Annotated in this window: 11 protein-coding genes; 5 read left to right on the top strand and 6 right to left on the bottom strand. The window is 72.3% G+C overall.

The annotated features are described in order from the left end of the window. The first annotated feature begins 202 nt into the window (after positions 1 to 202). Positions 203 to 1,159: a hypothetical protein gene (locus AC3IX6_RS18055; protein ID WP_489371148.1), complete on the top strand. Its 957-nt coding sequence runs from the start codon at positions 203 to 205 to the stop codon at positions 1,157 to 1,159. Continuing rightward, positions 1,156 to 2,400 (top strand): lactonase family protein, encoded by a 1,245-nt coding sequence (locus AC3IX6_RS18050; RefSeq protein ID WP_489371147.1) that lies wholly within the window; start codon positions 1,156 to 1,158, stop codon positions 2,398 to 2,400. Before AC3IX6_RS18055 ends, AC3IX6_RS18050 begins: the two co-directional genes overlap by 4 nt. 93 nt (positions 2,401 to 2,493) lie before the next feature. Here AC3IX6_RS18050 and AC3IX6_RS18045 read toward each other — a convergent pair whose 3' ends face one another. The 6 genes from AC3IX6_RS18045 to AC3IX6_RS18020 all read right to left on the bottom strand — a co-directional run bounded on the left by AC3IX6_RS18045 (position 2,494) and on the right by AC3IX6_RS18020 (position 7,655). Further along, positions 2,494 to 3,159, bottom strand: coding sequence for a 4'-phosphopantetheinyl transferase family protein (locus AC3IX6_RS18045; protein ID WP_489371146.1), 666 nt, complete (start codon positions 3,157 to 3,159; stop codon positions 2,494 to 2,496). Then, a complete protein-coding gene (locus AC3IX6_RS18040; protein WP_489371145.1) occupies positions 3,156 to 3,932 on the bottom strand; it encodes an AfsR/SARP family transcriptional regulator in 777 nt (258 codons plus the stop codon). The genes AC3IX6_RS18045 and AC3IX6_RS18040 overlap by 4 nt, the downstream gene beginning before the upstream one ends. 101 nt (positions 3,933 to 4,033) lie before the next feature. After that, on the bottom strand, positions 4,034 to 4,858 hold the full coding sequence (locus AC3IX6_RS18035) for a UbiA family prenyltransferase (RefSeq protein ID WP_489371144.1): 825 nt from the start codon (positions 4,856 to 4,858) through the stop codon (positions 4,034 to 4,036). Between the two features lie 232 nt (positions 4,859 to 5,090). Next, positions 5,091 to 5,789: a response regulator gene (locus AC3IX6_RS18030; RefSeq protein WP_489371143.1), complete on the bottom strand. Its 699-nt coding sequence runs from the start codon at positions 5,787 to 5,789 to the stop codon at positions 5,091 to 5,093. Next, on the bottom strand, positions 5,773 to 6,681 hold the full coding sequence (locus AC3IX6_RS18025; RefSeq protein WP_489371142.1) for a sensor histidine kinase: 909 nt from the start codon (positions 6,679 to 6,681) through the stop codon (positions 5,773 to 5,775). The genes AC3IX6_RS18030 and AC3IX6_RS18025 overlap by 17 nt, the downstream gene beginning before the upstream one ends. 362 nt (positions 6,682 to 7,043) lie before the next feature. Next, a complete protein-coding gene (locus AC3IX6_RS18020; RefSeq protein ID WP_489371141.1) occupies positions 7,044 to 7,655 on the bottom strand; it encodes a MerR family transcriptional regulator in 612 nt (203 codons plus the stop codon). Between the two features lie 330 nt (positions 7,656 to 7,985). On the opposite strand from AC3IX6_RS18020, the gene AC3IX6_RS18015 reads away from it, so the two are divergent. The 3 genes from AC3IX6_RS18015 to AC3IX6_RS18005 are packed head-to-tail and all read left to right on the top strand — an operon-like array spanning position 7,986 to position 11,895. Beyond that, complete coding sequence (locus AC3IX6_RS18015) at positions 7,986 to 9,686, top strand: sensor histidine kinase (protein WP_489371140.1); 1,701 nt, start codon at positions 7,986 to 7,988, stop codon at positions 9,684 to 9,686. Between the two features lie 20 nt (positions 9,687 to 9,706). Continuing rightward, complete coding sequence (locus AC3IX6_RS18010; protein WP_489371481.1) at positions 9,707 to 10,354, top strand: response regulator; 648 nt, start codon at positions 9,707 to 9,709, stop codon at positions 10,352 to 10,354. A gap of 44 nt (positions 10,355 to 10,398) precedes the next feature. Beyond that, entirely contained in the window at positions 10,399 to 11,895 is a 1,497-nt protein-coding gene (locus AC3IX6_RS18005) for a DUF2252 domain-containing protein (protein WP_489371139.1), read from the top strand. The last annotated feature ends 122 nt before the right edge of the window (positions 11,896 to 12,017 follow it).

The raw sequence follows: 12,017 nt of genomic DNA, 5'->3' as shown, positions 1-12,017 counted from the left end.
GGAGGGTTCCGGGGAGCCGGAGGCGGACATAGCCGCCGGCCCCCTCGGCCCGAAGCCACGAACCGCCTCGGAGGGGATGGTCCCCCGACTTCCCTCCGAGGCTGCCCACGGGGCCGCGACCGGGCCGGCTTCCACCGGCCCGGCGATCCCGCAGGCGGCGCCGCGCCCCGTCTCCGGACCTCCCCCGTTCCGGGGCCGGGGCGTGGCGCTCGTCCTGGCAGGCGGCGGGGAGTCCGGGGAGTCCGGGGGCGCGGCTGATCGGGGGGAGCGTGCTCTGGCGGAGGCGGATCAGGCGGAGGCGGATCAGGCCGAGGCGGATCAGGCCGAGGCGGATCAGGCGGGCGCCGATCAGGCGGAGGCCGACCGGATGCGGCGGGCCCGGGCGGAGGCCGAACGGGCCGAGCGGGCCCGGGCCGAGACCGACCGGGTGCAGCACGCCGGCGCCGTCGCCGCCTGTGTCACCGCCGTCCTGGCGGCCCTGTTCGGCGACTGGGGAGGCTGGTCGGCGCCCCTGGGCGACGGGCTGCCCGGGTTTCCGCTGCCCTGGGGGGTGACCGCGGGTCCGCCCGTACTGCTGGTCTCGCTGGCCGGCGTCTTCGTCGGCTGGGCCGGCGCCCCCTCCTTCGCACGGACCTGGGCGCACACCGCGGCCGGACTCGCCGCCGCCACCGGCCTCCTCGCACTGCTGCGGGGCGGCTGGGGGGCGGACGGCGCCTGGGCCGCGCTCTCCGAGGCCGCGCACGCGGGACTGTTCGGCGTGCTGACGGGGTGGGTACCCGCCCTGGCCGCCTTCGCCATCACCCGGCGGCGGGCCCGCCGGAGCACCGGACTGTCGCCCTACGTGTGGACCACCGGACTCGCGGCCCTGGCCCCGCTGCTCTTCCTGGGGCTCGGGGTCCTGTGGTCCTCGTCCGCCCCGCCCGACGGGTGCTCGGCGGCCGAATGCATCACGGGCCGCGCCGGACTCCTGTTCACCGGCGAGGTCAGCCTGCGCATCGCACTCCCCGCCTGGGCGGCGTCGGTCGCGGTGCTCGCCCTGGCCCGCCGCCGGGCCCGGATCAGGAACCTGCGCACCGGGTGGCAGGTCCTGCTGGCCCTGGCCGGCGGAGGGCTCGCCGTCCTCCTCGCACCCGGGCTGATCTTCGGAGCCGCACTGTGAACCGCCGCAGCAGACTTGGTGGACGGGCCCCGGCCCCATCTCCTTCTTCTTCTTCTTCCTCCTCCTACGACCGGCGCGGATTCCTCGCGCTCGCCGGGGCGGGCGCCCTCGCGGGGATCGGCTGGACCGGCATGTCCACCGCCGCGGGCGAAGCACCCCGTCCCGATGCCCGCCACGCCTACATCGGCGGCTTCACCATCGGCGAGTACGGGCTGCCGGGCCTTCCCGGCATCGGGATCGCCGCCGTCGGCGCCGACGGGCGGCTCGACGTCAGGCGGTGGCAGCGGGGGATCGAGAACCCCTCGTTCCTCGCGCTCTCGCCCGACGGGGCCCGCCTCTACGCCGTCAGCCAGCTTCCGGACGGAGCCACCGGAGCCGTCCACGCCTACCGGATCGACGGGGACCGGCTGCACCCGCTCGGGAGCCCCCGCTCCAGCGCGGGCGCGGCGCCGGTGCACCTCGCGGTCCATCCCGAAGGCCGCTTCCTGCTCACGGCCAACTACGACTCGGGGCACATCGCCGTCCTGCCCGTGGCGGCCGACGGATCGCTGGGCGAGCCCGTGACCGTCGTACGCCACGACGGCCGCGGCCCGCACCCCGAGGAGCAGCGCGGCCCGCATCCGCACATGATCGCCTTCGATCCCGCGGGCCGCCGGGTGCTGGTTCCCGACAAGGGCGACGACCACATCCACGTCTACGACTTCGACTCCGCCACCGGCGGCCTGCGCCCGGCCGGCAGGGTCCGGCTCGGCAGCGGCATCGGCCCGCGGCACCTGGTCTTCCACCCGCGGGGAGACCTGGCCTACGTGACCAACGAACTCGGGCACACCGTCACCGTGCTGTCCTACGACGCCGGCACCGGCGAGCTCCGCCCGGTCACCCACGCGTCCGTCGCGCCGCCCGGCATCAACCCCCGCAACGCCCCCTCCGCCGTGCACCTCACGCGCGACGGCGGGCTCCTGATCACGGCCGACCGGGGGCTCGACACCGTCGAGTCCTTCCGGGTGGGCAACGCGGGCCGGAGCCTCGCGCTCATCGAGTCCCAGCCCGTCAGCGCCAAGGCGCCGGGCACCTGCTGGCCGCGGGACGTGGCCCTCGACGCCTCCGACCGGTACGTGTACACGGCCAACCAGGCCGGGCAGTCGGTCAGCGCCTTCCGCCTGGACCCGGCCACCGGCCGGCTCACCCCGGCCGCGCCGCCGCTCGCCGTGCCCAGCCCCAGCTGCGTCCTGCTGCGGTAGGGGCGCGCACAGACAGGAGGCCGGCCCCCGGAACTTCCCGGGGGCCGGCCTCTTTCTGCCTTCTGCCTTCTGCCGTTCCGGCCCTGACGGCCGTCAGGGCCGCCACTGCGTGAGGGTGACCGTCGCGTCCGCGCTCGCGGATGCCAGCGAAGCGGCGTACCCCTCGGGGGAGCGGATGCTGCGTACGTACCAGTCCTGGGCCGAGCCCGGTACGAGCGCGGCGCGCCACGGCCCGAAGGCGTGGCCGGTGTAGCGGGGCGGGTCGGCCTCCAGGCCGGTGCCCGCGGCCTTCACGAGCGCCTCGGCCCGCGTCCACTGCTCGAAGCCGTGGGTCGTGCGCACGCCCTGGACGCACGGGATGCGGCTCCAGTCCATGTGCGGCCGCACCCGCTCGATGTCCACTCCGACCGGGACGTCCGGGCTGTCGCCGATCGCGACGACGGCGTACGCAGCCGAATGGGACAGGCTCACCGACAGGGTGGTCCCGTCCGGCCCGTGGGGCACCGGCCGGCCGTGCTCCCGGCTCTCGCAGCGGGCGCAGGACCGGCGGAAGACCACCTCGGCCGGGTGGATGCCGAGTTCCCGCCCGAGCAGGCTCCGGTAGACGTGGTGGATGGCGAGGTAGCGCAGCCGGTCGGTCGCGCGGCCGAAGCGGGCCAGCCGGTGCCGCTCCCGGGAGTCCATCACCGCGTACGCCTCTTCGTACGGTGCCCAGGCCGCCGCGTCCGCGGTCGGGACGGTCCAGATCCGGATGCTCACGCGGCCGCTCCACCCGCCAGGATGTGGTGTTGGAGCCGGCGCAGGTCGTCGGAGGGCTCCAGCCCCAACTCCTCGGCCAGTACGGTCCGTACGTGGTGGAAGGCGCGCAGGGCGTCGCCCCGCCGCCCGCTCCGGTACAGGGCGTCTATCAGACGGGCGTGCAGCCATTCGTTCAGCGGATCCACCGTGACCAGCCGGAGCAGCTCCGGCACGACCTCGCCGTGGCGCCCCAGGACCATGATGACCTCGATCCACAACTGCTGGGCCCGCGAGCGCAGTTCCTCGATGCGGGCGCCGTGTCCCGTCAGCACGCGGCCCCGGCTCACATCGGCGAGCGCGCGGCCCCGCCAGAGGCCGAGCGCGGTGTCCAGCCGCTCCAGCGCGGCTTCGGCGTTGCCGGCGTGCAGGTCGGTGCGGGCCTGTCCGTACAGCTGGGTGAACTGCTCCAGGTCCAGTCGGCCGGGGGCCAGGCACAGCGAGTACCCGGTGCCCTCGGTGGTGATGACGCGGCGGACGTCGGTGTCGCCCAGTTCCCGCCCCAGCTCCTGGCGCAGGTGGTAGACGTGCGTACGGACCGTGCTGACCGCGGTGGGCGGGGGCGATCCGTCCCACAGTTCCTCGACGAGCGTGTCCACCTCGACGATGTCCCCCGCGCGGACGGCCAAAAGGGCGAGCAGTTTGCGCACCTTGGGGCCGCGCGGGCGGTGCGCGGAGGCGCCGTTGACCGCTTCCAGCGGGCCGAGGATGCGGATGCCGAACCCGTCGTGGCGCATCGCGGCGCCGGTGTCGGCAGTGGCACCGGGTCGTGCGTCCGGGCGGGTGGATGCCCAGGGATGGATCTGACTGTGCCTCACTGTGGTTCCCCCGTTGTCGTTCAGCCGATGGGCTGGGCGAAAGCGACGAGATGCGCCGCGTACTGCGTGACCATGAACATCCGGTAGGGCAGCCTGCGCCGGGAGCGCGAGTCCTGCGACCGCCCGGTGAGTGCCGCGGCCGCCAGCGCCAGGGCCCCGCCCAGCAGGACGAAGGCGGGGACCAGCAGCTGCGGCGCCTCCAGGGCCAGGGCGGACACCAGCAGCCCCGCCCCCACCGCCACGGCGCTCAGCGAGACGACGGCGGCCGTCCTCGCGTACCCCCACAGGACCGTCCAGTTGCGCCGGCCGTGCCGGGCGTCGCCGGCGGCGTCGGAAAAGTCCTTCGTAACGGCCCCGACCAGCCCCATCCACAGGCACATCGCGGTGCAGAACGCGATCAGCGACGGCGAGACGGGGCTCCCGGAACACACGATGCCGGCGGTGTAGGTGAGGGCGCCGCTGCCGATCACGGTGGCCATGGTGCCGGGGGTGCTGGTCTTGAGGGCGATGCCCGGAGCGGAGTAGACGAAGCCGAGGAGGAGCATGCACGCGGTCGCCGTGAGCATCGCCGGGCCGATCCACGCACCGCCGGCCAGCGCCGCGGCGGCCATCACGTGCGCGGTACGACGGGCGTCCGCGGGTGAGAGCGCGCCGCGTCCGATGGGCCGGGTGGAGCCGTTGGCCCGGTCCTCGTCGACGTCCGTCACCCCGTTGAACAGGTAGACGGACGTCGCGGCCAGCAGCCAGACGCCGGCCCCGCCGAACAGGGCGGGGGGCAGCGTCAGATAGGACGTGGCTCCGGCTGTGGCGGCCAGCAGGAAGCGCATCAGGAAAATGGCCTGCACCGCTGCCCGGGATTCCTGGAAGCAGAGCAGCAGGACCCGGACCCATTTGAGGGGTGCGGCCGAAGGAGATAACGGTCTTGTGGAACGCTCAATTCCATCGGAAATTATGGGCGTCTTTGACGGCATGGCTTGAATATATTCGGACGGCCCCAACCCGGGGCAGACCCGCTGGGAGTAACCCCGATACTCTCAAAGAGGTATGTGGGAGGGCCTGTTGTGCGGCTTTTTGGTCCTATCCCCTTCCGGCGCCCGGCCGGTCTTCCGGCCCCGGCCTCCTGATGAGCCGCGCATCAATTGCCTTGTTCGCCGCGTCGATACGTGATATCGCGCCGAGTTTTTCGAATACGTTGCGCAAGTGCCGCTTCACGGTGCCCTCGGTGATGCGCAACCGGACGGCTATCTGCCGGTTGCTCAGGGCGGCGGCGACGAAGGTGAGCACCTCCCGCTCCCGTGGCGAGAGGGTCTGGTGCGAGGTGCTGAATCCGACGGTGGGGACGCCGCTGCTCGGCAGGGCGATCGTGACGTGCGGATCGCGCGTGGCGGTGTTGCGCAGCGCGGCGAGCAGCGATTCGCGCGGGACGCTCTTGTGCAGGTAGCCGCGGGCTCCGTGGGCCAGCAGCTCCTGTACCAGCTGGGCGTCGCTGTGCATGGTCAGGATCAGTACGTGCACCTGGGGAAATCGGGTGGTCAGGGCGCGGACCACGGTGGGTGCGTGGTGACCCGGCATTTCCACGTCGAGGAGGACCACGTGCGGTCTGGTGCGTTCCACCAGCTCGGCCAGTCCCTCGGAGGTGTCCGTATCGGCGACGACGGTGAGGTCGTCCTCCGATTCGATCAGCTCGCACAGGGCCCGGCGGAGCAGCGAGTGATCGTCGACGGCGATGATGCGGAGCGGTTCGGGGGCCGGGCGTTGCTCAGTTGGCGTGTGCATGGTTCTCCGTGTCGAAGGGGATGGACAGCGCGATCGCCGTCCCGTGCCCCGGAGAGCTGTCGATGGTGAACCGGCCGCCCAGCAGTTTGGTGCGCTCGGTCAGGGAGGACAGTCCGTTTCCCCGGCGGTGGGCGTGTGGCTCGAAGCCCTTGCCGTCGTCCCGTACCGATGCGTCGACCCGGCCCGCCTCGACGCGGACCTCCATGTCGATCCGTGAGGAACGGGAGTGGGTGAAGGCGTTGCGCAGGCATTCGCGGAGCATCAGGTAGAGGTCCTCGGTGAGTTCGTCCGGCAGGAGGTCGCCCGGATCGGTCACGTGGATGTCGACCTGCAGGTCGTCCATGGCCATGGCGGAGACGAAGGCCGAGAGCGAGACGTAGAGGGACTGGGTGGATTCCGCCCGGGTCCGCAGGTCCGTCACGATGTCCCGGGTGGTGTACAGCGTCTCCAGGATGGCCTGCTTCAGGGCCTCCAGCCGGGGGTCCGTCCCCGACGGGTGCCGGGTGAGCTCGTAGAGCTCCAGCTGGCGCAGGGCGAGGCTGGCGGAGCTGCCGATGCGGTCGTGGATCTCGCGGGCCATGCCGTCACGGCCGTGCCGGGTGGCATCGCGTACGACGTCGAGCAGGAAGAGGTCGTGCCCGGTGGAGCCGGCTTCGAGCCGCTGGGTGATCGATGACTGCAGCACGGGCAGGATCTTCATCAGGCAGCGCTGGTCCTCGGGCCCTGCCGAGGCGATCCGGATGAGGTGGCTCGTCGCGACCTGGAAGAGCAGGGCTCCGGCGCGCACCGAATGGATGGGTGCGATTCCCTGCGAGATGCGGGCGCCGCTGAGCCTTCGGGTCTTCGCGATGAGGTGGGTGTCGAGTGGTTCTTCCTCGGCTCCGTCTTCCAACGCGCGGAGGCATTCGGCGAGAATGTGCTGGGCTTGTTCTCTGCAGGTGGCCCATGCTTCCGGGTTCGAGCCTAATGGATTGTGATGCTCGACCAGGGTGTTTCGGTAATCCTCGAGGAGTTCTGGCTGCTGGTGCTGGAATTTCTTTGCTAATCCCACCTCTTCTCTTGCTTTGTTTGGTGTATCGATCCCGTGTCCGTCTGGGTTGTACCGCAAGATCCCCCGCCCTTGCTGTAGCCCGAAGTCGCCGTCCCCTTACGGTCGTTCTGTTCGGAAGGAGTGGGCTCCAGTGATCACCAAACAGCATGCACGTCAACCGTAGGGGCGTCAACCTTAAGGTACTTACTGGGCGGTAGTTACCGTTACGGACATTCAGACGGTTCTTGGGAGGAAGCGTGCTCGTGGATAAGGCGGCGCAGTGCGGAGAATGCGACGTCCCCGAGAACGGTTCCCGTCACCATGTGGGCGGCCGCACTCTCCGGGTCAGGCTGTTCGTGCAGGAGGCGCACCTCGGCGGCCACAACCGGTTCCAAGGCGTCCGCATAAGTGTCCAGGAGGCGCAGAAGATCGTCGTGTCCGAGCCACTCCACGGCGACGAGTGTCTGCGTCAGCGTGTGCCACGCCGGATTCTCCGGACTCACCCGCCAGTTTCGCGCCAGTGCCAGTGCCTGAACACGCTCCCGGGCCCGGTCCCAATTCTGGTCCTGCGCCTCCGAACCGGGCGCGGGCAGGGCGTATTGGATGGTGCCGCACAGTTCGCCGATCGGCGGCGGCGACATCTCTATCTTCCGCACGACGCGGCGCGCGGAGGAATACGAAAGACCGCCGACGTCCAGCAGCGTTCTGACCAATACGGCTCTGCGGACGTGGGACTCGTCGTACGCGGGAAGAGCGGGGAGCAGTCCCATGCGCACGTAAAGCTGAAGGACACGGAGGGGTATGTGGATCTCGGCGCTCAGGTCCGGTAGCTGCACGCCGCTTCCACCCGCCGATCATCTGTGCCGCCGGTTTCCCCGCGTGATCCATTCCGTTCGGTCATGGCAGGACCTTAGGTAGGAGAGACGGGGCTCACAAGGCGGAGCGGCCCGCCGGCGGCGGTGCTGCCTCGAAAGAGGTAGGAGGGTGTTCCTCTTCGGAGGCAGGCCGCCTGTAGCGGAGAAGGCGGAAGCCTTCCCCGGGAGGCACGCAACGGACGCACCCGGTGCGTACCACCCCCGGTCAGCGCTGTGCCGCACGACTTTCGTCGCGCGGGGCGCGACGAAAGAGGGCAGCCCGGCGGCGGCCGGGTGTCTAGGGTCGGGCGGGTGGATGCGACGGCGAGGGTGCGTGCGGGTTGGGACTGGGTGAAGGGGCCCGAGCCCTGGACCCGGCGGATGCTGGCGGGGGATCTGTCGCTCGCCGGCGTGCTCGTGCTGCTCGGGCTGGGGGTCGAGGACCTCGACAACGGCTCCGGGGCGCGGATGCTGGCCAGTTCCGTGGTCGTGGTGGCGCTGACCCTGCTGCGGCGCCGGCTGCCGGTGTGCACCCTGGTGGCGGGCTCGGCGGTGGGTGTCTACCTGCCCGGGGCCTTCCTCGTGGTGATCCCCCTCGGCTGGTCGGCGGGGCGGCGCATCGTCGGCGTCGGACGGGCGCTCGGTGCCTTCACCGTGGCCTTCGCCCTGGCCATCGGCCTCAGCGTGGTCAAGGAGTTCCCGCAGGGCCGCGCGGTGCTGATCGTCGTCTTCAGCGCGCTGATGTTCCTGGCCATGGTGGTCATGCCCGGTTTGGCCAGCCGCTACTGGTCCCAGCGCCACACGCTGCTGCGCGCCCTCCAGGAGCGCAACGCCCAGCTGCTGCGGGAGCGTGCGATGGTCGCGGGGCAGGCCCGGCTGCGCGAACGCCAGCGCATCGCCCAGGACATGCACGACAGCCTCGGCCACCAGCTCGCGCTGATCTCGGTGCACACCGGTGCGCTGGAGGTCGATCCGGTCCTGACCGACCGGCAGCGCGAGGCGGTGGGCGTCCTGCGCCAGGCGTCGGTCGCGGCCATGCACGAGCTGCGCGAGGTCGTCGGCATCCTGCGGGACGGGGTGGAGGCGCCGCTGCCGGTCGAAGAGGCGCAGCCCGCCGCGCGCGGGGTGGCGGGCATCGCCGGGATCGTGGAGTCGGCGCGGAGCGCGGGGACCGACGTACGGCTCACCACCGCGGGGCAGCCCAGGCCGCTGGTCGCGGCGTGCGACCACGCGGCGTACCGGATCGCGCAGGAGGCGCTGACCAACGCCTACAAGCACGCGCCGGGCGCGCCCATCACGGTGGAACTGAGGTACGAGGACGACTCCCTGGTGGTGGAGATCGCCAACGGTCCGGCGGCCGGCCCGGGCGCCGGTGAGGTGGTGTCCGGCGGCCAGGGGCTGACCGGGCTGCGCGAACGGGCCCGGCTGGTCGGCGGCATGGTCTACGCGGGGGCCGTGGAGGGCGGCGGGTTCCGGGTGGCCGGGGTGCTCCCGTACGGGACCGAGCCGGCCGGGGCCGAGGAGGCGGCGGCCGAGGAGGCCGGGATCGCCGACGACTTCGGACAGCAGATGCAGGCCAGGACACTGAGCGGAAGCGCCGGACCGGTGGACTGGGACGCGGTCGACCGGAAGCTGCTGAGCGGGAGCGGCCGCGCCGGGGGCGTGACGCTGGGCTGCGGGATCGCGGTCGCGGCGGCGGTGGTGCTGGTGATCGTGATCGGGGCCGCGGTGGCGCTGCTCGTGGGCTCGGTGAGCGACGCGATGATCGGCAAGGACGAGTACGACGCCGTCCACGTGGGCGAGCCGGAGGAGGCGGTACGGTCGCAGCTGCCCAGCGGGGACAGCATCCTGACCGAGGGGCTCGACCGGAAGGGACCGCCGCGTCCGCAGGGCGCGGCCTGTGTGGTCTTCCTGGCGGACGACGATTCCGATCTGGGCAGCGACAGCGTTTTCCGGTTCTGCTTCAAGGACGGCAAGCTCGTCGACAAGCAGGCGTACCAGGCCAAGCAGTAGGAGCACGGGTGACAGCCAAGGTGATCCGCGTGGTGATCGCTGACGACGAACCGCTGATCCGGGCCGGGATCAGGATGATCCTGACCTCGGCGGCGGACATCGAGGTCGTCGCCGAGGCGGCGAACGGCCGGGAGGCGGTGGAACTGGCCCGGGCGCACGGCCCGGACGTGGTGCTGCTGGACATCCAGATGCCGGTGATGGACGGGCTGACGGCGCTGGCCGAGCTCGGCCGGGCGGCACCCGAGGTGCGGGCGCTGATCCTGACCACCTTCGGGGAGAAGGAGAACGTGCTGCGGGCGCTGAGCGGCGGCGGAGCGGGGTTCCTGCTGAAGGACTCCGCGCCCGGAGAACTCATCGGCGCCGTCCGGGCGGCCGCGGCGGGGGACGCGTACCTGTCCCCGGGGGCGACCCGGCACGTGGTGGACCAAATCGCGTCGGGCCGGACGGCCGGCCGTGACGAGGCAGCGCGGCGCCGGGTGGCCGAACTGAGCGAGCGCGAGCGCGGGGTGCTGGCGCTGCTGGGGGAGGGGCTGTCGAACGCGGACGCGGGGCGGCGGCTGCACATGAGCGAGGCCACGGTGAAGACGTACGTGAGCCGGATCCTGGCGAAACTGGAATGCGAGAACCGGGTACAGGCGGCCCTGCTGGCCAGGGACGCCGGGCTGTAGGTACGGTCGGGCCGAAATCCGATGGCGATCAGGGGGCGGGGCGCATGACGGCGGTAGCGCAGCAGCAGGGCGTGGGACCGGAGTCGAAGGTACGGATCCCGGTGGTCGAGGGGTTCGCTCCGCGGCACTCCGCGGGCCCGGCGGCGCGCGGTGCGGGGGCGCGGGCCGGTTCCGCCGCCGGTTCGGCGGCCGGTTCGCCCACCGTCTCGCCCCGGGAGGCGGGCAAGGCCCTGCGCACGCGGGTGCCCCGGTCGGCGCACGCGCGGTTCGAGGCCCCGGCCGACCGTCCGGACGCGGTGCGGGCGGTGGAGGAGTCCAACGTCGGGCGGGTCGCCGAACTCGCTCCGATACGGGTCGGCCGGATGGCCGCCACTCCCTTCGCGTTCCTGCGCGGGGCGGCCGGGCTGATGGCCCACGACCTCTCCGGCGGTCCCGTGACCGGGATAGGCGCGCAGATCTGCGGAGACGCCCACGCGGCCAACTTCGGCCTGTACGGGGACGCGCGCGGCCGGCTGGTCATCGACCTCAACGACTTCGACGAGACCGTCTTCGGTCCGTGGGAGTGGGACCTCAAGCGGCTGGCCACCTCGCTGGTCCTCGCGGGCCGGGTGGCCGGTGCGGACGAGGCGACCTGCCGGGCGGCCGCGCACGACGCGGCGGGCGCCTACCGGCGCACGATGCGCCTGCTGGCCAAACTGCCGGCCCTCGACGCGTGGAACGCCATCGCGGACGAGGAACTGGTCTCGCACACCGATGCCCGTGACCTGCTGGGCACACTGGAACGCGTCTCCGAGAAGGCCCGCAACAACACCTCCGCCCGGTTCGCCGCCAAGTCCACCGAGCTCACGGCCGACGGGGGCCGGGCCTTCGTGGACGCGCTGCCCGTGCTGCGCCGGGTCGGGGACGAGGAGGCGGCGGCCGTGGCGGCCGCGCTGGGCCCGTACCTGGAGACCCTCCAGGGCGACCGGCTGCCGCTGCTGGCCCGGTACGCGATCCACGACGTGGCCTTCCGGGTGGTGGGCACGGGCAGTGTCGGCACCCGCTCGTACGTGGTGCTGCTGCTGGACCACCGGGGTGAGGCGCTGGTCCTCCAGGTGAAGGAGGCCAGGCCCTCCGCACTGCTGCCGCACCTGCCCGGGCTCGGCTTCGTCTCCCCGCCGGAGGAGCACGAGGGCCGCCGGGTGGTGGCCGGGCAGAAGCGGATGCAGGTGGTCTCCGACATCCTGCTGGGCTGGACGACGGTGGAGGGGCGGCCCTTCCAGGTCCGCCAGTTCCGCAACCGCAAGGGCAGCGTGGACCCGGCGGCGCTGGCCGCCGACCAGTTCGACGACTACGGGCGGATGACCGGAGCCCTGCTGGCGCGGGCGCACGCGCACAGCGCGGATCCGCGGCTGCTGGCCGGGTACTGCGGCAAGAGCGACGAGCTGGACGAGGCCATCGCCGGCTTCGCCGTGGCCTACGCCGACCGGAGCGAGGCCGACCACGCGGTGCTGGTGGCGGCGGTGCGGTCCGGCCGGATCGCGGCGGAGTCCGGGGTCTGAGCCGCGGGTCTGAGCCGGCGGTCTGAGCCGCGGGTCTGAGCCGGCGGTCTGAGGTAGAGGTCTGAGGCAGAGGTCTGAGGCAGAGGTCTGGATCCGGGTCTGTGCCCGGGGCTGTGCCGGGT

The sequence above is a fragment of the Streptomyces sp. GL_141 genome, from assembly GCF_057834385.1.
Note: the sequence above shows the minus strand (reverse complement) of the source record. Positions and strands in the feature narration are given on the sequence as shown.